The sequence below is a fragment of the Aeromonas sp. QDB68 genome, assembly GCF_027707405.1.
Lineage (GTDB): Bacteria > Pseudomonadota > Gammaproteobacteria > Enterobacterales > Aeromonadaceae > Aeromonas > Aeromonas caviae.
In genome coordinates this window covers 1-21,881 of the sequence record NZ_JAPCIQ010000070.1, presented here as the reverse complement: position 1 = coordinate 21,881, position 21,881 = coordinate 1, and the positions used below count along the sequence as shown (strand labels likewise).

Below are 21,881 nucleotides of genomic sequence, written 5' to 3'. Positions count from 1 at the left end.
CCCAGGGCGGTGAAGATATCAAAGACCCGTTTTCCGGTAAATCGCAATGCGGCTCCGCTTAAGTGAACAGCATTGCGGCCGATGGCCGGGCTTTCAGGCGCAAGCCTATCCTGGGTGAGGTGTCGGTGGACTGGGTCAGCCGCGTTGGTGCGGGATCCCTGTAGCAAGGCGCATGAAGCGGTCAAATGCACGATCCGGCAACAAGCGGCGCAGGAAGATCATCGGCCTGGCACCAAAACCAACGGCATAGCGGGTCTTGGGGCGACGGGTCTGGACCGCCTTGGCGATGGTATCCGCGATGAGTTCCAGCGGGGACTGGCGCTGGCGGCTGGCGCGTCCGATCATGGACTCCCCCATGGGGAGGGCCTGGTGACCATAAGGCCCCTCGCCGGAGACCTCGCGCAGTTTTTGCGCGGCAATGTCGGCCCACTCGGTCTTGATGCCACCCGGTTCTACCACTACTACATTGATGCCAAAGGGTTCCACCTCCATGCGAAGGCAATCGCTGATGGCCTCCAGTGCGAACTTGGTTCCGTGGTACCAGGCTCCTAGCGGGGTGTGGATCTTGCCGCCCATGGAGGTGATGTTGACTATGGTGCCAGTCTGTCGGGCGCGCATGTGGGGCAGCACCAGCTGGATGAGGCGAACGGCGCCAAACACATTGACGTCAAACTGGGTGCGACCCTCCTCGAGAGAGACTTCTTCAACCGAGCCGTAGGAGCCATACCCGGCATTGTTGACCAGTACGTCGATCTTGCCGGTTTCGGTGATGATTCTCTCAACTCCTGCCTGCATAGATGCATCCTGGGTCACATCCATGGCGATGACGCGGATCCCCGCGTCTGTCAGGCATTGCATGCGTTCGATGCGCCGCGTTGCGGCATACACGGTGAATCCTAGAGCCTTCAGTTTCATGGCGGTGGCCGCTCCGATACCGGAGGAGGCGCCGGTGACGAGCACAACGTTTGAGTTCATATGGAAGATCCTTGAGCAAAATGAATCGCATGCGAGTCCAGAATCGGCTTGCCTGCGGTATCGATACCATATCCGACCCGTGATGCCATGGTTCTGGCAAACGGCGCCATGACGCCATCGAACTGCGCCATCCCTATTGCTTTCGAGTCAGCCTGTGCGGCGATCACCGTCCTTGACCGCGGCCCTGGCGGCGGCCAGATTGGCCGTGAAGTCGACGGCGCTAAATGCCTCCCGGCTGCCAGCGACGGCGAAGGTGGCCCCGGCGAGCAGCACGCGACGGGATTGATATGGGTGGTCATGAGGCTGACCTCAGTTGAATCGATATGACTGGCGAGTGCTTTCCAGCGTCCGCCCGGTCCAATCCTGGAATGCGCGGTAGAAGGAGTTGGGATCTTCGAAGCCAAGCAGAAAGGCTATCTCCCCTCCAGACAGGGTGGTGTGCTCAAGGTAGTGGCAGGCGAGCCTTCTTCGCGTCTCGCTGACCAGGGCTCGAAAGTTTTCCCCTTCCTCTTCCAGCCGGCGTTGCAGGGTTCTCTTGCTCATGCCCAGGCGACTTGCCGCCACCTCAATGGTGGCCGAGTTGCTTGGCAAGAGCTCGAGCAGAACGGCATGCACCCGCTCCGCCGTGGTGGCGGCAGAGTCCATTTCGCACAACTGGCGACGCAGCTCGGGCTCGAAGGCTCGCCACATCCCCTCGTTGCTCGTGAGAAAGGGGCGCAGCACGTCCACGGCAGAAAACGTAATGCTGGCATGGGTTCCAAGTGTGATGGCGGTGCCGAAGAAGCGCTCGTAGCGCTGCAGTGCCTTTCCAGCAGGGAGCGCAGGCAGTGTCACTCGCACGGCACAGATCGCCTCACGTGTGGCGATCTGTGCCAGTCGGACAAAGAAGGCGAGTTCCACCACCTGCAGGGAGACCGGGACCTCGGTGTGCCCTCCTTGCCAGCGAGGGGAGAGCGTCATCTCTCCCCAGGAGCCTACCGAGATCTCGAGGCTCATGGGGGCAACGAGCGCCTTGTATTTGGCCAGCCGCTGGACAGCCCGCATCAGATCCGGGCTGCACAGGGCGGCAAACAAGGGGGGACTGAAGACTTCGCTGGAAACGGTCTCGATGAGCCGCAAGGGAAACAGGACGTCATTGGCTTCCTGCTCCAGCGCCCGCCAGAAACGGAAATACTCATCGGTGGTCAACCCATGATTCTCGCGCGACAACGTGTCTTCCGGCAGCAGTGCCCTGCGCAAGACATGCCTGGATGGCAGGCCAAGGTCTTTGAGCAGTAGCTGCCATCCGACGTCCAGGGAAAAGTGAGATTTGTGTGCCATGCGTGCGCCTTTGCCGTGCGAGGTGAAGTCAGTGCTAGCGGAATGAGGACCAGTATAGGGGGCAGGGCGAGAGCATTGACATGCAAAAGGCGCCAATGTGGTGGCATTGGATGCCAGAGACAGGCAAAACAAAAAGGCCCGATCTTGCGATCGGGCCTTTGAGGCATGGAATATGGCTCCCTCGACAGGACTTGAACCTGTGACATACGGATTAACAGTCCGCCGTTCTACCGACTGAACTACGAGGGAATTGGCTCCTCCTACTGGACTTGAACCAGTGACATACGGATTAACAGTCCGCCGTTCTACCGACTGAACTAAGGAGGAATTGCCTGTCTCGTCGAGACGCAGCGGATATTAATGATCCCCCGGACGGGTGTCAACCCGCCACTCCACGGAAAAAGGGCTTTTCGGCCCGTTTGCCCAAAACTTGGGCGCTGTGGACTATTTTCAGCACAATCAGCAGCTTGAGATGCCCTGCCTGCGGCCACGGTCGGGCTGGCGATGAAGGTGCCATCGGCCTGGAGGGGGCGAGGCAATGGATAAGCCGATCATGGCGGGAACCGATGAAAATCGGCGATGTCGCCCCTGTCGATGGGCTTGCCTCTGAGGTGTGGGGGATGCGAGGGAGGTGCCGGTTCGCGATGACCAGGGATCTATTAAAGGAATGGCAGGGAAAATCGGCGATATGCGAGCTATCGATGACAATAATGCGGGGTAATGGCCATTTCTTGATCCTGCCCATCGAATTATCTGGCCGGGTCGGGTATGGTTGCCTTCGATACCATCGCCGCGTCGACAGCTCTGCCGGCCCTTGATGATGATCGGGTGCCGGTTCACCCCGGCCTTTGTCTCCCTCTTCTGGTATTACCCTAGACATGCACAATCAAGCTTCCTTACAAGGCGTGAAGCTGGCCATCGCATTGCGCCAATCCTGCATTGACGAACCCTACAGCGTGGCGCGCTTTGGCCGCGACCTCATCGCCGGCATCACGGTCGGCATCATCGCCATTCCCCTTGCCATGGCGCTGGCCATCGCCAGTGGGGTGCCGCCCCAGCACGGGCTTTATACCGCCATCATCGCCGGCATCGTCATCGCCGTGACCGGGGGATCCCGCTTCTCCATTTCGGGCCCCACTGCCGCCTTCGTGGTGATCCTCTACCCGGTGGCCCAGCAATTTGGCGTGGGCGGCCTGTTGATGGCCACCCTGATCTCGGGCTGTTTCCTGGTGGCCATGGGCATGGCGCGTCTCGGGCGCCTCATCGAGTACATTCCCCCCTCGGTGACCCTGGGGTTCACCGGTGGTATCGCCATCGTCATCGCCACCCTGCAGATCAAGGATTTCTTCGGCCTGCAGGTCCTGGAGATGCCGGAAACCTATCTGGGCAAGGTACAGGCGCTGGCCCATGCCTTGCCAAGCTGGCAATGGGGAGACACCCTGGTGGGTGTGGCAACCCTGGCGGTGTTGCTGCTCTGGCCGAGATTGCGCCTGCCGGTACCCGGCCATCTGCCCGCCGTGCTGGTGGGGGTGGGGCTCGGGTTTGGTCTGCACCAGTTCGGGGTGGACGTCGCCACCATTGGCAGCAAGTTCAGCTATACCTTGGCCGACGGCAGTCAGGGCATGGGCATTCCCCCCATCGCCCCGACCCTGGTGATGCCCTGGGCGCTGCCGGGGCCGGACGGGGCGCCGGTGGAGTGGAACCTCGCCGCCATCGAGCGGCTGCTGCCCGCCGCCTTCTCCATGGCCATGCTGGGGGCCATCGAATCCCTGCTCTGCGCCGTGGTGCTCGATGGTATGACGGGTCGCAAGCACAGCTCCAACGGCGAGCTGGTGGGGCAGGGCCTTGGCAACATCCTGGCTCCCTTCTTCGGTGGCATCACGGCGACGGCCGCCATCGCGCGCTCCGCCGCCAACGTGCGGGCCGGTGCCACCTCGCCCATTTCCGGTATTGTCCATGCGCTGGTGGTGCTGGCTGCCATCCTGGTGCTGGCTCCCTGGCTCTCCTGGTTGCCGCTCTCTGCCATGGCCGCCCTGTTGCTGCTGGTGGCCTGGAACATGAGCGAGGCCCACAAGGTGGTGGATCTGGTGCGCCGGGCGCCCAAATCCGATGTACTGGTGCTGCTGGTCTGCCTGTCGCTGACCGTCATCTTCGACATGGTCATCGCCATCACCTTCGGGGTGATCCTGGCCTCTTTGCTGTTCATGCGCGAGATAGCCAAGATGACCAGGCTGCACAACCTGGCGGATCACAAACGCTATGCCAGCGAGGTGTCCCCCTCGACCCTTGTCTACAAGATCAACGGGCCACTGTTCTTTGCCGCCGCCGAGCGGGTCTTTGACGAGTTGCTTGCCCAGGTGAAGGACCACAAGGAGTTGATCCTGCAAATGGAGGCGGTATCCATCCTGGATGCTGGCGGTCTCACCGCCTTCCAGCAGTTCGCAAAACGCATGGCCAAGGCGGGGGTCCGTCTCAAGGTGGCTGAATTGCAATTCCAGCCCCTCAAGACCCTGGCGCGGGCCAAGGTGCGTCCGGTGCCGGGAGAGCTGGAGTTCTACGGTTCGCTGGAAGAGGCGATTCGAGGAGAACATTTGCACGAAGAGGTTGAAAATTGATGGAAAGGGATAGGAAATGGCATATTTTTAGTCACTTGGTTCGCTTATTGAGCAAACAGTGGCAAAAGATAAAAAATTGCATTGACCGCCTCGCGCCTATCCCTTACATTACGCCCCGTTCCAGCGCAACGGCGCAGCGAATTCGTGTTGGCTGAACACGTTAAAACACAGACCAAAATTGGGTGCGGTGTCCGAGTGGCTGCCCACCGACGAAGTCGGCAAGATGCACGCGCAGCGTGCTCCGAAAGCCACTTCAAGCAGTGAAAATTTGGTGAGGTGTCCGAGTGGCTGAAGGAGCACGCCTGGAAAGTGTGTATACGGCAACGTATCGAGGGTTCGAATCCCTCCCTCACCGCCAAATTGCAAAAAACCGACCTTATGGTCGGTTTTTTGCTTTGGGGAAGTGTCATCAGCTCATCTCGAAGAGGGGGGTGAGAACCCTCGCCGGGTTCGAGCAGAGCAGCTTGCTGCGATGAACGGCCGCAGGCCGCCCCGAAGGGGTGAGCCACGCAGTGGCGAATCATCCCTCCCTCACCGCCAAATAAAACAAAAGGCCCCGTCGAAAGACGGGGCCTTTTGTTTATCAAGGGCTGGTTTGACACTTCTCTGTGGCCGGTCTCAGACCGCTTGCTCAGGCCAGCTTCAACATCGGCATCTGTTCGCGTTTGTCACAGTGCGTCAGATGGACCCGGCTGGTCAGGCGGGTCAGCAGCTCGTAGGGGATGGTGCCTATCTTTTCGGCCACCTGTTCCACCGGCAACCCTTCCCCCCACAGCGTCACCTCGTCTCCCACCTTGTCGCTGGCCGCCGGCCCCAGATCGACGGTGATCATGTCCATGGAAACCCGACCCACGATGGGCACCCGGCGGCCATTGATCAGCATGGGGGTACCTTCGGGCGCCATGCGGGGGTAACCATCGCCATATCCCGCGGCCACCACGCCGAGGGTAGTATTTCGATCCGCCACCCAGTGTCCTCCATAGCCGACCGCCTCGCCCTGCTGGCAGGCGCGGGTGGCGATGAGCTGGCTCTTGAGATTCATGACCGGGCGCAGGTCATGGTCGGCGGCAAGCTGACCGGTAAACGGGGAGGCGCCGTAGAGCATGAGGCCGGGTCGGATCCAGTCGCTGCGCGATGCCGGCCAGGCGAGGATGCCGGCGGAGTTGGCCATGGCCCGCTCGCCCGGCAGATGAGCAGAGAGGCGGTTGAATTCCTCGATCTGCAGCCGGGTGGCCTGGGTATCCTGCTCATCGGACTGGCTGAAGTGCGTCATCAGATGGAACGGCTGCACCACGTTGCGACAATGGCTCAGCCGCTCGATGAAGGCGGGCAGCTCCAGGGTGCGCAGCCCGAGCCGGTTCATTCCGGTATCGAGCTTGAGCCACACCTTGATGGGGGCGGGCAGACTGGCCTGCTCGAGCAGTGCCAGCTGCTCCCAGGTATGCAAGGTGGTTTGCAGTTCGTGTTTCGCCAGCAGCGGCAGCGCCTCGGCACTGAAGAAGCCTCCCAGCACCAGAATGGGCTTGGTGATGGCGTTGGCACGCAGCACCAGCGCCTCCTCGACCCTTGCCACCGCATAGGCATCGGCCTGGGCGAGGGCGTGGGCCACCTGCAGCAGCCCATGGCCATAGGCATTGGCCTTGAGTACCGCGATGATCTTGCTGTGGGGGGCATGGCGGCGCACCACGGTGAAATTGTGCTGGAGTGCATCGATATCGATGCTGGCCGTAACTGTGTTCATCATGGGTCGGGTGTCTGCTCGATGAGTAGTTGGCTGATGGTTTCAATCCCGATCCGGTGATCCTGGCTGCCGGGACGAGCAAACGGGGGTCACTGAATCATGTTTTTTATATGCTTTAAAATGTAAAAAGATGTTATCAGTTGTTTTTTTGTTGGTAAATTATGTGGCGAATAGGAATGCGTAAATGCGCAAAATACGGAATATTCCTCGGTATAAATTTCCCTGCCAACGCTTTCTCTGGCTCCCTATCGGGCAATATTTATCACTGGTTTTTCCCCTTAAAACGGGAGGGGGATCGAGCCGTTTTCGCACATTGTTGGCGGTTTTTCGCACCGGCTGCGTGCAGGTGGGGTTCAAGGTGTGGGGAGGGGCAGGTGCATGGCAGAGGAGAAAAGCAGGCTACCAGCTCCATGGGGGGTGAAGGTGGAACTGCCGGATTAAAGAGGGCATCTCGTCGAACCGGCGAGTGGTGTACGCCACCAAGAAAGCTTGTGGCCGGCTTGGTGGCGCACGCGGCCGGAGAGACAGGTCATCCGTGGCCAGGGATGGTGAAGCATGGATGTGGGCCGGTTAATTAATCAAGCGGCGAAGATCAGCCTTGAACAGCAGGGCGGGTTATTTCTTAAAGGCTGATAATAAATATCGTTTGCGCGTTCATTTTGGTTGGTGACATATAATTAAATAAAATTTAAAGGTATATGTTTTTAGCTACTTTTGACGCGGAAAAAAGCCTGTGACTGGTAGCATAAATATTGGATCAAATAGTGTGACAACGCTTTCATTCTGATTATTTAACATCACTAACTAACGGGTAATTTAAATGAATTAAATTCAATAACACGCAAAAATACCCCCTGGTGGGTATTTTGGTAGCCCACGCCATGCTTTCTAAGTCTATGCTATATATGGATTTTTTAAATCCATGATGATGAGTTTTCTATTTGAATAATGTTCCGTCACTTGATGGAGATCAACATAAAGGGGGAGGGGGAGGCATAGCATTCCCGCAATTAAGCATTTGTCAAACAATGCTCACTGACGGGAATAAGAAGAATGGTCGAGGATACTTTTTTATCGGCTCATGGAATTAATCGCCGTGACTTTATGAAGCTTTGCGCCGGGATGGCCGCAACCCTTGGATTAAGCCAACACGCCGTCGCCAAGATGGCCACCGCGCTCACCAGCCCCGAGCGGCCGCCGGTGATCTGGATAGGGGCGCAGGAGTGTACCGGTTGCACCGAAGCGCTGCTGCGCGCCACCCACCCCACCATCGAGAACCTGATCCTCAACACCATCTCGCTGGAGTACCACGAGGTGCTCTCGGCGGCCTTTGGTCATCAGGCAGAAGAGAACAAGCACAACGCCATCAAGCGTTATAAAGGCAAGTATGTGCTGGTGGTGGATGGCTCCATTCCGCTCAAGGATGGCGGTGTCTACTGCATGGTGGCCGGTGAGCCCATTGTCGACCATATTCGCCGCGCGGCTGCCGATGCGGCTGCCGTCATCGCCATCGGCTCCTGCTCCGCCTGGGGCGGGGTGCCTGCCAGTGGCGGCAACCCGACCGGTGCCGTCAGCCTGGAGGAGGCTCTCGGCAACCTCGGCACGCCGATTATCAATATCCCGGGCTGCCCGCCCAATCCCCACAACTTCCTCACCACGGTCGCCTACTACATCACCTACGGCAAGCTGCCGGCGCTCGATGCCAAGAAGCGGCCGCTGTTTGCCTATGAGCGGCTCATCCACGAAAACTGCGAGCGTCGCCCGCACTTCGACGCCGGCCGTTTCGCCAAGGAGTTTGGCGACGAGGGCCACCGTCAGGGCTGGTGCCTCTATCACCTGGGCTGCAAGGGGCCGGAGACCTACGGCAACTGCTCGACCCTGGAGTTCTGCGACGTGGGCGGCGGCATCTGGCCGGTGGGCATAGGCCATCCCTGCTACGGCTGCAACGAGCAGGGAGTGGGGTTCAGCAAGGGGATCTTCCAGCTCGCCAAGGTGGAGAATCCTACTCCGCGGGTGAACAAGCCCGACGTGGCCATCCAGGAGGGAGGACACATGTCGCCCACCGCCACCGGCCTTATCGGTGGGGCGCTCGGGGTGCTGGTCGGGGTGAGTCTGATGACGGTGCGTGAGCTCGGTCGCCAGCAGAAGCGCCATGAAGCCGGGCAGCACTCATCACGGGAGGAGTGACCGTGAACAGACGCAACTTCCTCAAATTCGCCTCCGTCGGTGCGCTGGCGGCGGGCACCACCGTCTCCGGCACTGCCCTGGCGGCGGCCGAGAACAAGCCGCCCATTCCCGGTGCGCTCGGCATGCTCTACGACTCCACCCTCTGCATCGGCTGCCAGGCCTGTGTGGCGGAGTGTCAGCGCCTCAACGGCAACCCGGCCAATCCGGCCGGGGAAGCGACCTGGTCCAACAACGACAAGCTGAGCCCCTACACCAACAACATCATTCAGGTGTGGAAGAGCGGCACGGGTGAGCACAAGGATCAGCTGGTGGATGGCTATGCCTACATCAAGAAGCAGTGCATGCACTGCGTCGATCCCAACTGCGTCTCCGTCTGCCCGGTGCAGGCGCTGACCAAGGATCCCAAGACCGGAATCGTCCATTACGACCCGGACGTCTGCACCGGCTGCCGCTACTGCATGGTGGGCTGCCCGTTCGACGTGCCCAAATATGACTACGACAACCCGTTCGGGGCGATCCACAAGTGCGAGCTCTGCAACCAGAAGGGGCTTGAGCGCATCGATCAGGGCAAATTGCCCGGCTGCGTCGAGGTGTGCCCCACCGGCGCCGTCATCTTCGGCACCCGCGAGGCGCTGATGGCCGAAGCCAAGCGCCGGCTGCTGGCCACCCCGGGCAGCGAATATGCCTACCCGCGCCAGACTTTCAGCGCCAACGATCCCTACCTGCATGAGGTGCCCAACTACCAGCCTTACGTCTATGGCGAGAAGGAGGGGGGCGGTACCCAGGTGCTGGTGCTGGCCGGGGTGCCCTACACCAAGCTCGACATGCCCGCTTTGCCGGAGCTCTCCTCCGGGGCGCGCTCCGAGCACATCCAGCACACCCTCTACAAGGGGATGGTGCTGCCGCTGGTGGTGCTGACCGGGCTGTCGGTGCTCATTCGCCGCAACACCAAGGACCATCAGGATGGCGACGATCATGACTCGCACGCGGGCCATGACAAGCAATCGGGAGGCAAGGAGCATGAGTAATCACAAGGCACATCCGCTGGGGGGCAGGCTGGTCAGCTGGCCGGTCATGGTGCTGGCGCCGTTCGTCATCCTGTGCGGCATGCTGATCCTCAAACGCCTCATCTTCGGGTTGGGCTCGGTCACCGATCTCAACGGTGGCTATCCCTGGGGGCTCTGGATCTCCTTTGACCTTTTGATCGGCACCGGTTTCGCCTGCGGCGGCTGGGCGCTGGCCTGGGCGGTCTACATCTTCAATCGGGGCGAATATCACCCCCTGGTGCGACCGGCCCTGCTGGCGAGCCTGTTCGGCTATTCGTTGGGCGGCCTCTCCATCACCATCGACGTCGGCCGTTACTGGAACTTGCCCTACTTCTACATTCCGGGTTTCTTCAACACCTCCTCGGTGCTGTTCGAGACAGCGGTCTGCATGACTATCTACATCGGGGTGATGGCGCTGGAGTTTGCCCCCGTACTGTTGGAGAAGTTCGGCTGGAAGGCCTCCATGGCACGACTCAACAAGATCATGTTCTTCATTCTGGCGCTGGGGGCACTGCTGCCCACCATGCACCAATCCTCGATGGGCTCGTTGATGATTGTGGCGGGGGAGAAAATCCATCCGCTCTGGCAAAGCTATGAGCTGCTGCCGGTCTTTTCGCTTCTGACCGCCTTCATCATGGGCTTCTCCATCGTAGTGTTTGAAGGCTCCCTGGTGCAGGCAGGGCTGGCGGGGCGCGGCCCCAACGAGAAGTCGCTGTTCTACAAGCTGACCCAGGTGATCGACATCTTCCTGATCCTGTTCGTGGCGCTGCGCTTTGCCGAGATCGTCATCAACGACAAGTCGGAATATCTCTCCGAGTGGAACCGCTACGCCTTGATGTTCTGGAGCGAGATCGCGCTGATGATCTTCCCGCTGCTGGTGTTCCATTGGGACAAGAGCCGCCGCGATTCGCGCATGTTGTTCCTGGGGGCCCTCAGCATGCTGCTGGGCGCCGCCCTCTGGCGACTGGACTACTCCCTGCTCGCCTTCAACCCCGGCAATGGCTACCACTACTTCCCCTCCGCGGCGGAAGTGCTGATCTCCTTGGGCTTCGTCGCCATCGAGGTGTGTGCCTATTTGCTGCTGATCCGGCTCTTGCCGGTACTGCCATCACTTGAACGTGTTCACCAAGATTATCAGGCCCGAGGGAAAGCCAACGTATGAGCCAACGTATCACCATAGACCCCATCACCCGCATCGAGGGTCACCTGCGTATCGACTGTGAAATCGAAGGCGGCGTCGTCACCAAGGCCTGGTCGTCCGGCACCATGTGGCGCGGGATGGAGGAGATCGTCAAGGGCAACGACCCGCGCGATGTCTGGATGATAGTGCAGCGCATCTGCGGGGTATGTACCTCCATTCACGCCATCGCCTCGGTGCGGGCGGTGGAGAACGCCATCGGCGCCAAGGTGCCGGTCAACGCCCAGTACATCCGCAACCTGATCATTGCGGCCCACAACATCCACGATCACATCGTCCACTTCTATCAGCTCTCCGCGCTGGACTGGGTGGACATCACCGCCGCACTGCAGGCCAATCCGCAAAAAGCGGCCGACCTGCTCAAGGGGGTATCGACCTGGTCCCTCAACAGCGCCGACGAGCTGACCAAGGTGCAGGACAAGATCCGCGCCCTGGTGGCGAGCGGCCAGCTCGGCATCTTCGCCAACGGCTACTGGGGCCACAAGGCGATGAAACTGAGCCCGGAGGTGAACCTCATCGCCGTGGCCCACTATCTGCAGGCACTGGAGTGCCAGCGCGATGCCAACCGCATCGTCGCCATCCTCGGCGGCAAGACTCCCCACATCCAGAACCTGGCGGTGGGCGGCGTGGCCAACCCCATCAACCTGGATGCGCCGAGCGTGCTCAACCTGGAGCGGCTGCTCTACGTGAAGAGCTTTATCGACCGGCTCGGCGAGTTTATCGAGCAGGTCTACAAGGTGGATGCCGCCATCATAGCCGCGCACTACCCCGAGTGGCTGAGCCTGGGGCAGGGGGCCAAGCACTATCTGAGCGTGCCGGAGCTGCCCACCGACGGTGACGGCGGCAGCTTCCTGATGCCCGGTGGCTATATCGAGAATGGCAATCTGGCCGGCTATCGTCCCATCGAGAGCCATCAGGATGGCTGGCTGATGGACGGCATCGCCGAGAGCAACAAGCATGCCTGGTACAAGGATGACGCCCCCCTCAAGCCCTGGGAGGGCAAGACCGAGCCCGATTACACCGGCTGGCAGGATGACGGCAAATACTCCTGGGTCAAATCCCCCACCTTCTACGGCAAGGTGGTGGAGGTGGGGCCGCTTGCAGACCTCTTGGTCAAGCTCGCCGCCAAGCACTCGGAGACGGTGGCACACCTCGACCAGCTGAACGGCATCTATAAAGCGCTGACCGGTTCGGCCATCAAGACCGAACAGCTGCACTCCACCCTGGGCCGCATCATCGGCCGGGCGGTGCGCTGCTGCGTGCTCAAAGACACCCTGTCCCATCAGTGGCAGGCGCTGGTGGACAACATCGGCAAGGGGGATGTCAGCGCCTACATCAAGACCGAGATCCCGGCGGACAAGGAGTTTCGCGGGGTGGGCTTTGAAGAGGCGCCGCGCGGTATGCTCTCCCACTGGGTAGTCATCAAGGGTGGCAAGATCGAGAACTATCAGGCGGTGGTGCCATCGACCTGGAACTCGGGCCCGCGCAACTTCAACGATGAACCCGGCCCCTACGAGCAGTCCCTGGTGGGCACCCCGGTAGCCGATCCGGCCAAGCCGCTGGAAGTAGTGCGCACCATCCACTCGTTCGACCCCTGCATGTCCTGCGCGGTGCACGTGGTGGATACCCTGAGTGGTGAAACAACTCAGGTGAAGGTGCTGTGATGAACACCCTGATCCTGGGCGTGGGCAACCTGCTGTTGAGCGATGAGGCCGTCGGCGTGCGCATCGTCGAGGGGCTGGAGCGCGACTACCGCTTCGCCCCCGGCATCGAGCTGCTTGATGGCGGCACCGCCGGCATGGAGTTGCTCGAAGCGATGGCCAGTCGCGACCACATCATACTGGCGGACGCGGTGCGCAGCGGCAATCCACCGGGTACCGTGGTGACCCTGAAGGATGAGGAGATCCCGACCCTGTTTGGCCGCAAGATCTCCCCCCATCAGCTGGGGCTGGCGGACGTGCTCTCGGCGCTGCACATGACGGGGGAATCCCCCAGGCGGCTCACCCTGATCGGGGTCGAGCCCGAATCCCTCGAACCCCGCATCGGGCTGACCCCTGTGGTGGCGACGGCGTTGGGGGAGGCGACGGATCGGATCCTGACCCTGTTGGCCAGTCTGGGAGCTCCGGCCATTCCGCTCTCTGAGCAGGAGAAGGCCGAGCGAGCGCGGGAGGGCGTATGGCGCAATCCATTGTGAATGAGGTAGTGAACAAGACAGTGAACGAAGCCGCGACAGAGTCGGCGCAGGAGTTCGCCGGTTTTGCCGCGAATCCCGCGCCTCTGCTGGTAGCCCAGTACGAGCGGATCGCGCAGCAAGAGATGCAGGCCCTGCCGTTCTATCACCCGGCCATGCCCATAGTCGCAGAGTGCACCCTGTTTGAAGGGCAGTGGCTTGGCTGCGTGCTCACCCCCTGGATGCTGAGCGTGGTGGTGCTGCCGGGGCCGGATCAGCTTTGGCCGGTGCGCAGCAGCAGCGAGCGGCTCGCCCTGCAGCTCCCCTGCGGCAACCTGACCTTTATGGTGGGGGCACTGCCCGAGACGGAGCAACTGCTGGCCTGCTCGCTCATGTCCCCCATCGACCCGCATCTGGGGGCCGACGAGGGGCGTGCGCTGGTGAGCAGCACCCTCAAGATGTTGCTTTCGCTTCCGGTGCAGCAGGGGGAGGGCGGCGTGGATCTGGGGCGCCGACGACTGTTCGGGGGACGAAAGTCCTGAGACCAAGGCGTGCCGACAACCGGGCGCGTCAGTTTGACACAGGGGCCGGCATGGGCCCCTCACTCGCCTCATTGAGGTGGCGTTGCATCTCTGCGAGTGAATCCTGGGAACAAGGATCATGATGAAGATTGAACATGGCCGTATCGATGGCCTGCTTGGTGCGCCAGTCTTGGTGCGGGCACTGCCCCTGCTGGCCCTGCTATCGGGCGGTTTCTCTACCATGGCGCTGGCTGCCCAGCCCGTCCCCGCCGAACTCAAGCTCGCCATCGGCAGTGAGCCCACCGAAGGGTTTGACCCGCTGCTTGGTTGGAGCCACGGCAGCTATCTGCTGCTGCACAGCCCGCTGCTCAAGCAAAACGCCGACCTCAGCTGGCAGAACGTGCTCACCCAAGCGGTGACTCCGAACCAGGATGGCAAGGGGTGGATCATTACCCTCAAGCCTGACCTGACATTCTCCAACGGCACGCCCCTCACCGCCGAGGATGTGGCCTTTACCTACAACAGCGCAGCCAAGGGTGGCGGCAAGATCGACATGGGCAACTTTGTCTCGGCCAAGGTGCTCTCGCCTACCGAAGTTGCCATTACCCTGAGTGCCCCCCAGAGCACCTTTGTCAACGTGCTGGGATCCTTGGGGATAGTGTCGAAGAAGGATTACGACGCAAAAGCCTATGCCCAAAAGCCGGTCGGTGCCGGCCCTTACCGGCTGGTGAGCTTCCTGCCCGGTCAACAGCTGGTGGTGGAGGCGAACCCCTATTACGCCGGCGGCAACAATGATTTCAAACGGCTGGTCTTTGTCTTTATCGACGAGGAGAGCGCCTATGCCGCCGCCCTGAGCAACCAGCTCGACCTGGTGCGCATTGCCCCGTCACTGGCGCCAACCGTGCCTGCTTCCCTCAAGCTCTGGGTGCGGCCGAGCGTGGAGAACCGCGGTATCGTCTTCCCCATTCCGCCGGCGGGCGGTAAGGATGCCAAGGGTTATCCCATCGGCAACGACGTGACCTCGGACGTGGCGGTGCGCCGCGCCATCAACTACGCCATCGACCGCAAGCTGCTGGCCGATCAGCTGCTGGAAGGGCACGCCATCCCCGCCTACAGCGCGGTGGAAGGCTTGCCCTGGCAAAGCAAAGCCACCGCTTTCAAGGACGGGGATGCCGCCCACGCCAACGCCCTGCTCGACGAGGTGGGCTGGAAGAGGGGGAGCGACGGCATTCGCCACAAGGGCAATCTGCGCGCCGCCTTTACCCTCTGGTACACCAGTGGCGACAGCACCCGCCGGGATCTGGCGGAAGCGGTGCGGGCCATGCTGGGGCCCATCGGCTTTGAGGTGAGTCTCAAATCCGGCAGCTGGGAGCAGGTGGAGCGCGAGATGCACGCCAATCCGGTGCTGATGGGGTGGGGGAGTCTGGATCCCATGGAACTCTATCACCACTATCAGAGCGGCTCCGGCGGCGTGGAGTTCTACAATCCGGGCTACTACAGCAATCCGGTGGTGGATAGCCACCTCAAGCAGGCGCTGGATGCCCCGAACTGGCAGGCGGCCGTGCCGTTCTGGCAGCAGGTGGAGTGGGATGGCAAGACCGGCGCCGGAGTGCAGGGGGATGCCGCCTGGGCTTGGCTGCTCAACGTGCAGCACACCTATCTCGCCAACCGTTGCATCGACCTTGGCAAGGGGGCGCCGGAAATCCACGGTAGCTGGTCCCTGCTCAACAACCTGCAGGATTGGCGGTGGACGTGCCGTTAAGTTCGTCCACGTTGATTAGCACAAGTCTGAAAGCCCTGCTGCGTCTGGCAGGGCTGCTCTGTCTGGTATCCGTCGCCACCTTTGTGCTGCTGAGCTACTCCCCCATCGACCCCATCAAGGCCTATATTGGCAACGATCTGCTGCACGTGCCGCCGGAGCAGTACGCCCGCATCGCCGCCCGCTGGGGGCTGGATCAGCCGCTCTGGCTGCGCTACTGGCACTGGTTTAGCCAGGTGCTGCGGGGGGATCTCGGCTACTCCATGCTCTACAACGCGCCGGTGAGCGAGGTAATAGGCCAGCGCTTTGCCGCCTCCTTCCTGCTGCTGGCGGGCGCCTGGCTGCTCTCCGGTTTTTTCGGGATGTTGCTGGGCCTCTGCGCCGGTCGCTATCTCAATCGCTGGCCCGATCGTCTTATTTGCCGCTTTGCCTACCTGCTTGCCTCCCTGCCCACCTTCTGGGTGGGCCTCTTGCTGCTCGCCCTGTTTGCGGTGCACTGGCCTTGGCTTCCGGTCTGCTGCGCCTGGACGCCGGGACTGGCTGCCGATGAGGCGGATTGGTTGATGCGGTTGCGTCATCTGTTGCTGCCGGTGGCGACCTTGACCCTGCTGGGGCTTGGCAACATCGCCCTGCACACCCGGGAGCGGGTGGCCGAGGTGCTGGAGAGCGACTTTATCCGCTACGCCCGCGCCCAGGGGGATGGCGGCTGGCCCATGCTGCGTTTTCACGTGCTGCGCCACGCCCTGACCCCGGCGCTCTGCCTGCAGTTTGCCTCCCTTGGCGAGTTGATTGGCGGATCGCTCTTGGCCGAGAAGGTCTTCTCCTATCCGGGGCTAGGCCAGGCTACCGTTGATGCGGGGCTTCGGGGGGATATCCCCCTGCTGATGGGCATAGTGCTCTTCTGCACCCTGCTGGTTTTTATTGGCAATACGGTGGCTCGGGTGCTGCTGGCCCGCATCAATCGGGGTTGGGAGGGCGAGCATGCTGTTTAATCCTCTTCCCTCCATACTGCGGCTGGGTTTTGCCCTGCTCGGATTGGCGCTGCTGGCCACTTACGGCTGGAGCCTCTCTCATCAGGATGTGCCGATGGATCTGCTGGCGCGCCAGCAGCCCCCCTCGCTGACACACTGGTTCGGTACCGATCAGATGGGGCGGGATCTCTGGTTGCGGGCTTTTCAGGGCACCCTCACCAGTCTGGAGCTTGGCATCAGCACGGCGCTCTGTAGCGGCCTGCTGGCCATGGTGGCGGCAAGCGTGTCGCTCATTCACCCCAGATGTGATGCGGCGGTGCGAATGGTGATCGACGCCATGCTGGCGTTGCCCCATATGCTGCTGCTGATCCTCATCTGCTTTACCGCAGGGGGAGGCATGCGCGGGGTGATCCTGGCGGTGGCGCTCACCCACTGGCCCAAGTTGGCGCTCATTCTCTGCGCCGAGGCGCGGCGGATCGCCTGCAGTGACTACGTGGTGCTGGCCCGCTGTCAGGGGATGGGGGCGCTGCGTCGCTGGCGCATCCACCTGCTGCCGGGGCTGCTGCCCCAGTGGTTTATCGGCACCTTGCTGATGTTTCCCCATGCGGTGCTGCACAGCGCGGCCTTGAGCTTTCTCGGCTTTGGGCTGGCGGCCCATGAGGCCTCGCTGGGTCTGCTGCTGGCCGATGCCTTGCGTTATCTTGCCGGTAGCGGTTGGTGGCTGGCCCTCTTCCCGGGGCTGATGTTGCTGCTGTTGGTGTTGCTCTTTGATCAGGCTACCCGCGCGTTGCAACAGCTGTTGTGGCACAGGAGTGAACCATGCTGAGTTTTGATCAGGTGACCATAGAAGCGGCCCACTACTCCTGGCTGGGGCGGCGCAGCTGGCAGCCTTTGTTGACCGATATCAGCCTGCAACTGGCGCCCGGCGAAATCGTGGCACTGGTGGGGGGGAGCGGCGAGGGCAAGAGCCTGCTGCTGCAAAGCGCTCTGACCCTGCTGCCGGATAACCTGCGCATGCGCGGCACCATTTCTCTCGATGGCACGCCTCTGTGCGATGCCAGCCGTGCCGGACTGCGTGGCCACACCCTCTGCTATGTGCCGCAGGGGGTGAGCGCCCTCAATCCGTTGCTGACGGTGGAGCGTCAGCTGGGACGTGCGGCACGCCTCTGCGGCCAGAATGGTTCTCGCGAGCGGCTCGGCGAGCAGCTGCTGCGCTACCAGCTGCCCGCGACCACCCTGGACAGATTCCCACGCCAGCTCTCCGGCGGCATGGCCAAGCGCATTCTGGCCTGCACTGCGGCCCTCGGCGGCGCTCGCTACATTCTGGCAGACGAGATCACCGCCTGGCTCGACGAGGAGCTGGCCTGTCTGCTGCTCGGTCAGTTGCGTGAATTGGCCAATCAGGGCAGCGGTATCCTCTGGGTCACCCACGATCTGGCGCTGGCGGCCCGCTTTGCCGATCGCATCGTGGCGCTGCATCAGGGGCAGGTGAGCGATACCTTGAGCTGCCACCATCTGCGCCAGGGGCAGGGGAGCGAGATGCTCAGAGCCCACTGGCAGGCGCTGCCCGAGTTCAATGCGCTCTTCTCTGCGCCGAAGGTTTCATAATGTTGGAAGTACGAAGTCTCACCATCGCCCAGGGGGAACGTCCCCTCTGGCAGGGATTGTCGCTGACGGTGAAAGCGGGCGAACGGCTCGGCATCTCCGCCCCGAGCGGCCATGGCAAGACCACCCTGGGGCGGGTATTGGCGGGTTGGCAACCGGTTGGGGCCGGCGGGCAGATCCTGCTGGATGGGCAGCCAGTACCTGAAAAGGTAAACGGTTATAACCCCATCCAGCTGGTGCCCCAGCACCCGGAACTCACCTTCAATCCCTATCGCACCACCGGGCAGGCGCTCTGGGATGTGTGGCGCCCCGATGACGCCATGCTGGCCCGCTTTATGGTCAAACCTGCGTGGCTTGGTCGCAAACCCGGCCATCTCTCCGGTGGTGAGCTGGCCCGCATCGCGCTGCTGCGCGCCCTCGATCCCCGCACTCGACTGCTGATTGCCGACGAGGTGACCGCCCAGCTGGATCCGCAGATTCAGCGCCAACTCTGGCGGGAGTTGATGGTTGAATGCGAGCAGCGGGGGCTCGCCATGCTTGTCTTCAGTCACCAGCAGGCACTGCTGCGCCAGATCTGCCATCGGGTGCTGCGCTTTGGCGAGGTGACGGCTGAGCAGGAGGCGATGGCCCGTAGCGTGGCCTGAGGATTGGCTTCCCCCTCATCCCCAGCCCTTCTCCCGCAAGGGGAGAAGGGAGCAGAAGGTGCCATCTCACCACGCTCGGGGTTTAGGGTTTGGAAAATCTCGGGGTTTAAGAATATGGCTGGTTGTTATGCTCGAAGCGCCCCCTGAGGCGTTTGAGGGAGTCGTATAGTTGCAGCATGCTGTCGGCATCCACAAACCGGTTCCCTCTCCTTGGGGATAGGGCCAGGGTGAGGGGACGCTGGCTAATCCGAACAGATAGCACGGCCGACAAGGTTCATAGACAAAAGAGAGGGAGGCATCAGCCTCCCTCTCTTGTTTTCTACCGTTAGCAGCGGTGTTTAATCGGTTCAGCTTCAGGCAGTGGCCAGCCAGTTGAGCCAGGCATCCATCCCTTCCCCCGTGGTGGCGCTGACTTGGATCACCTGGATATAGGGGTTGACCCGTTTGGCGTTCTCGATACAGCGGGCGACGTCAAAACTGACATAGGGCAGCAGATCAGTCTTGTTGATCACCATCAGCTGGGCGGCGGCAAACATATCCGGGTATTTCAGCGGCTTCTCTTCCCCCTCGGTGACGGAGAGGATCGCTACCTTGTACTTCTCGCCGAGATCGAAGCTGGCGGGGCAGACCAGATTGCCGACGTTCTCGATAAAGAGGATGCCCCCTTCATTGGCGGGCAGCTGGTGGCAGGCGTCGTGGACCATTTTGGCGTCCAGATGGCAGCCCTTGCCGGTGTTGATCTGCACGGCAGGCACGCCAGTAGCACGAATGCGATCCGCATCTCTGCTTGTCTGCTGATCCCCTTCGATCACCGCGCAGGGGCGTTTGTCGGCCAGTTGGCGCAGAGTTTCGCAAAGCAAAGTGGTTTTGCCTGAACCCGGGCTAGAGACCAGGTTAAGCACCAGCAGGGCCGCCTCGTCGAAGTGTTCGCGGTTGTGGGCGACCAGCGCGTTGTTTTTGGCCAGCACATCCATCTCGATGGCGATCAGCTGGCGCTGCCCCATGCCGGGCACCGACAACCCCGCTTCCCCTTTGCCGTAGTGCAGATCACCCTGCTGGTGGTCATGGTCATGGTCATGGTCATGGCTGTGATCATGGGGATGTGCGTGGGAATGGCCGTGGTCATGAGAGTGGCCATGTTCATGATGATGGTCGTGGGAGTGATCATGGTGGTGCTCATGCGGCTGATCATGCCCCTCATGGCTTATGGGAGCCCGCACCCCGTGGTAGTGGTGATGGACATCCCCCTGATGGTGATAGTGGTGGTGAATGATCAGGGTGCGCGGTGCGCTCTGTTGGTGGTCATGATGGTGATGGGCGTCATGACCATATTCATGGTGATGTTCATGTTCGTGATGATGCTCATGATCGTGCTCATGGCCGGCGATCCGCGCCTGGCCGCATCCGCATACGCTACACATATCAACTTACCTCGATGTCGGTGATGCGCAGGCTATCACCCTGCGCGACTCGTAATTTGTACCCACCACACTCGGGACAAGCCTGCCCGCGCTCAGTGAGGGTGACCGTCTGGTTGCAGTCGTAACACCAGGCCTCTGCCGCCTGGTGCTGAAAGTGCAGCTGGGCGCCTTGGGCCACGGTGCCCTTGGCGGCCGCCTCGAAACAGAAGGCAATGGTGTCCGGGTCGACGCAGGAGAAGCTGCCGACCTCGAGCCAGAGAGCGGTCACCTTGTTAAAGCCCCGCTGGGTGGCCTGCTCGGCTGCCAGATCGATGGCGGCCATGGCCAGAGACATTTCGTGCATGGTGGCTCCTTAACCGATATGGGGAGGAGCAGTGACTCCTCCCTGTAATTGACGGAACGGAATGGCCGCTCAGCAGATCCGCGGCAGCAGCTCCCCCTGCGGCAGCTCCAGATAGCGGCGGCTTCCCCAGGGGTTATTGAGGATCACCTTGTGGCGATCGCTCGCCTGCACCACGCCGATCTGGCTGGCGGAGGGGTTGAATTGTCGCAAGATGCCCAGTGCGTCCTGCGCCTGCTCGGCAGGCAGGGCCAGCACCATGGTTCCCTCGTTGGCGAGATCATGGGGCTCGAAACCGTAGAGCTCGCACAGGCCGCGCACCGGGTCGCACACCGGAATGGCGGACTCCTCCAGTTCGATGGCCACCTGGGAGGCGCTGCTCCACTCGTTGAGCACGGCGGCAAGGCCGCCGCGGGTGGCGTCGCGCAGGGCGTGAGGGGTAATGCCCGCCTGCAGCAGCGCTTCGACCTGCGGCCAGAGTGTGGTGCAGTCGCTTTTCAGATCAGATCCCAGTTGCAGGGCGTCACGGGCCATCAGGATGCAGGCGCCGTGGCTGCCGATATCCCGCGACACCAGGATGGCGTCACCGGCCTTGAGGTTGCGTACCGAGATGCCCCGGCTCTGCTCAGGCAGCGGGAAGGTGCCGACCCCGCTGGTGTTGATAAAGATCTTGTCGGCTGCTCCCTTGGGCACCACCTTGGTGTCGCCGCAGACGATGCGGGCGCCGCTGTTGGCAAGCTCCGCGGCCATCGACTCGACGATGCGGGCGAGATCGGCGTAGGGGAAGCCCTCCTCGATGATAAAGCTTGCGCTCAGATACTCGGGCTTGGCACCCATCATGGCGAGATCGTTGACCGTACCGGCGATGGCCAGCTTGCCGATATCGCCCCCCTCGAAGAAGAGCGGCGAGACCGTAAAGCTGTCGGTGGTGAAGGCGACGGGGCCGTTTACCGGCAGCAGGGCGGCATCTTCACCACGCAGCAGGATCTCGTTGCCAAAGTGGCGAAAGAAGAGGTGGCTTATCAGCTGGTTCATCTCGACACCGCCGCCACCGTGGCTAAGTTGGATTTCTCTCATCGGGTCTGGTTCTCCACAAGATTGCAGAAACAGGCTGGTTCATCTCTCCTCATCACCCGACCACCGTGGCTTGGCTGAATTTCTCTCATTGGATCCCCATATATCGGTAGTAGGCATTGCAGGCCCCTTCGGAGCTGACCATGCAACTGCCCATGGGCTGGGTCGGGGTGCAGCCCCGGCCAAAGACGTTGCACAGGTTCGGTTTGGCCAGGCCGCTGTCTCTTGATCAGATCTTGATCCCCTGCGCCATCAGATCCTTGGCGGCAAGAAAGCCATCCAGTTTACTTTGCA

19 protein-coding genes, 3 tRNA genes, 1 other RNA gene and 2 pseudogenes are annotated in these 21,881 nt (G+C 61.6%); 15 read left to right on the top strand and 10 right to left on the bottom strand.

Features of this window, described 5'->3' with window-relative positions:
* Positions 1-135: 135 nt before the first annotated feature.
* The 5 genes from PG892_RS16750 to PG892_RS16730 all read right to left on the bottom strand — a co-directional run bounded on the left by PG892_RS16750 (position 136) and on the right by PG892_RS16730 (position 2,622).
* Positions 136-975, bottom strand: a complete 840-nt coding sequence (locus PG892_RS16750; protein WP_223916503.1) for an oxidoreductase — start codon at positions 973-975, stop codon at positions 136-138.
* Entirely contained in the window at positions 972-1,106 is a 135-nt protein-coding gene (locus tag PG892_RS16745; protein WP_257707510.1) for a hypothetical protein, read from the bottom strand. The genes PG892_RS16750 and PG892_RS16745 overlap by 4 nt, the downstream gene beginning before the upstream one ends.
* Before the next feature lie 178 nt (positions 1,107-1,284).
* Positions 1,285-2,295, bottom strand: coding sequence for an AraC family transcriptional regulator (locus PG892_RS16740; protein WP_167825141.1), 1,011 nt, complete (start codon positions 2,293-2,295; stop codon positions 1,285-1,287).
* 173 nt (positions 2,296-2,468) lie between these two features.
* Positions 2,469-2,544: transfer RNA gene (locus tag PG892_RS16735), tRNA-Asn, on the bottom strand.
* Between the two features lie 2 nt (positions 2,545-2,546).
* Positions 2,547-2,622, bottom strand: a tRNA-Asn gene (locus PG892_RS16730).
* A gap of 551 nt (positions 2,623-3,173) precedes the next feature.
* Here PG892_RS16730 and dauA point away from each other — a divergent pair.
* From dauA to PG892_RS16715, 3 genes are all read left to right on the top strand, one after another.
* Entirely contained in the window at positions 3,174-4,910 is a 1,737-nt protein-coding gene (gene dauA / locus PG892_RS16725) for a C4-dicarboxylic acid transporter DauA (RefSeq protein ID WP_219596854.1), read from the top strand.
* A gap of 270 nt (positions 4,911-5,180) precedes the next feature.
* A tRNA-Ser gene (locus PG892_RS16720) sits at positions 5,181-5,268 on the top strand.
* A gap of 52 nt (positions 5,269-5,320) precedes the next feature.
* Positions 5,321-5,450: non-coding RNA, RtT sRNA (locus PG892_RS16715), on the top strand.
* Positions 5,451-5,541: 91 nt separating this feature from the next.
* Here PG892_RS16715 and alr read toward each other — a convergent pair.
* Positions 5,542-6,654, bottom strand: coding sequence for an alanine racemase (gene alr, locus PG892_RS16710; protein WP_171865750.1), 1,113 nt, complete (start codon positions 6,652-6,654; stop codon positions 5,542-5,544).
* A 1,050-nt stretch (positions 6,655-7,704) separates the two neighbouring features.
* On the opposite strand from alr, the gene hybO reads away from it, so the two are divergent.
* The 11 genes from hybO (at position 7,705) to PG892_RS16655 (ending at position 18,752) form a co-directional block, all read left to right on the top strand.
* The gene (gene hybO, locus PG892_RS16705; protein ID WP_223916505.1) at positions 7,705-8,838 is read left to right on the top strand and encodes a hydrogenase 2 small subunit; all 1,134 of its coding nucleotides are present in this window, start codon (positions 7,705-7,707) and stop codon (positions 8,836-8,838) included.
* A 2-nt stretch (positions 8,839-8,840) separates the two neighbouring features.
* Positions 8,841-9,866 carry a hydrogenase 2 operon protein HybA gene (hybA, locus tag PG892_RS16700; protein ID WP_223916507.1) on the top strand — a complete coding sequence of 342 codons (1,026 nt, stop codon included), beginning with the start codon at positions 8,841-8,843 and terminating at the stop codon, positions 9,864-9,866.
* The gene (hybB, locus tag PG892_RS16695) at positions 9,859-11,046 is read left to right on the top strand and encodes a Ni/Fe-hydrogenase cytochrome b subunit (RefSeq protein WP_223916509.1); all 1,188 of its coding nucleotides are present in this window, start codon (positions 9,859-9,861) and stop codon (positions 11,044-11,046) included. The genes hybA and hybB overlap by 8 nt, the downstream gene beginning before the upstream one ends.
* The gene (hybC, locus tag PG892_RS16690) at positions 11,043-12,746 is read left to right on the top strand and encodes a hydrogenase 2 large subunit (RefSeq protein ID WP_223916511.1); all 1,704 of its coding nucleotides are present in this window, start codon (positions 11,043-11,045) and stop codon (positions 12,744-12,746) included. The genes hybB and hybC overlap by 4 nt, the downstream gene beginning before the upstream one ends.
* A complete protein-coding gene (locus PG892_RS16685) occupies positions 12,746-13,276 on the top strand; it encodes a HyaD/HybD family hydrogenase maturation endopeptidase (RefSeq protein WP_223916513.1) in 531 nt (176 codons plus the stop codon). Before hybC ends, PG892_RS16685 begins: the two co-directional genes overlap by 1 nt.
* Positions 13,258-13,794, top strand: coding sequence for a hydrogenase-2 assembly chaperone (hybE, locus tag PG892_RS16680; RefSeq protein ID WP_223916515.1), 537 nt, complete (start codon positions 13,258-13,260; stop codon positions 13,792-13,794). The genes PG892_RS16685 and hybE overlap by 19 nt, the downstream gene beginning before the upstream one ends.
* A 121-nt stretch (positions 13,795-13,915) precedes the next feature.
* Positions 13,916-15,535: an ABC transporter substrate-binding protein gene (locus PG892_RS16675; protein WP_223916533.1), complete on the top strand. Its 1,620-nt coding sequence runs from the start codon at positions 13,916-13,918 to the stop codon at positions 15,533-15,535.
* Positions 15,520-16,524 carry an ABC transporter permease gene (locus PG892_RS16670; protein ID WP_223916517.1) on the top strand — a complete coding sequence of 335 codons (1,005 nt, stop codon included), beginning with the start codon at positions 15,520-15,522 and terminating at the stop codon, positions 16,522-16,524. Before PG892_RS16675 ends, PG892_RS16670 begins: the two co-directional genes overlap by 16 nt.
* Positions 16,514-17,329, top strand: a complete 816-nt coding sequence (locus PG892_RS16665; RefSeq protein ID WP_223916519.1) for an ABC transporter permease — start codon at positions 16,514-16,516, stop codon at positions 17,327-17,329. The genes PG892_RS16670 and PG892_RS16665 overlap by 11 nt, the downstream gene beginning before the upstream one ends.
* A complete protein-coding gene (locus PG892_RS16660; protein ID WP_223916521.1) occupies positions 17,323-18,111 on the top strand; it encodes an ATP-binding cassette domain-containing protein in 789 nt (262 codons plus the stop codon). Before PG892_RS16665 ends, PG892_RS16660 begins: the two co-directional genes overlap by 7 nt.
* Positions 18,111-18,752, top strand: coding sequence for an ATP-binding cassette domain-containing protein (locus tag PG892_RS16655; protein ID WP_223916523.1), 642 nt, complete (start codon positions 18,111-18,113; stop codon positions 18,750-18,752). Before PG892_RS16660 ends, PG892_RS16655 begins: the two co-directional genes overlap by 1 nt.
* 353 nt (positions 18,753-19,105) lie before the next feature.
* On the opposite strand, the pseudogene hypB reads toward PG892_RS16655, so the two are convergent.
* A pseudogene (gene hypB / locus PG892_RS16650) lies at positions 19,106-19,879 on the bottom strand (hydrogenase nickel incorporation protein HypB); the annotation flags it as partial.
* On the opposite strand from hypB, the gene PG892_RS16645 reads away from it, so the two are divergent.
* Positions 19,793-20,197, top strand: a complete 405-nt coding sequence (locus PG892_RS16645; RefSeq protein WP_373870869.1) for a hypothetical protein — start codon at positions 19,793-19,795, stop codon at positions 20,195-20,197. The pseudogene hypB and the gene PG892_RS16645 sit on opposite strands and share 87 nt — an antisense overlap.
* Here the strand turns inward: PG892_RS16645 and hypA are convergent.
* The 3 genes and pseudogenes from hypA to PG892_RS16630 form a co-directional block, all read right to left on the bottom strand.
* Positions 20,175-20,516 (bottom strand): hydrogenase maturation nickel metallochaperone HypA, encoded by a 342-nt coding sequence (hypA, locus tag PG892_RS16640; protein ID WP_216972722.1) that lies wholly within the window; start codon positions 20,514-20,516, stop codon positions 20,175-20,177. The genes PG892_RS16645 and hypA overlap by 23 nt on opposite strands.
* Before the next feature lie 69 nt (positions 20,517-20,585).
* The gene (gene hypE / locus PG892_RS16635) at positions 20,586-21,590 is read right to left on the bottom strand and encodes a hydrogenase expression/formation protein HypE (RefSeq protein WP_223916527.1); all 1,005 of its coding nucleotides are present in this window, start codon (positions 21,588-21,590) and stop codon (positions 20,586-20,588) included.
* An 85-nt stretch (positions 21,591-21,675) separates the two neighbouring features.
* A pseudogene (locus PG892_RS16630) lies at positions 21,676-21,804 on the bottom strand (hydrogenase formation protein HypD); the annotation flags it as partial.
* Positions 21,805-21,881 lie beyond the last annotated feature (77 nt).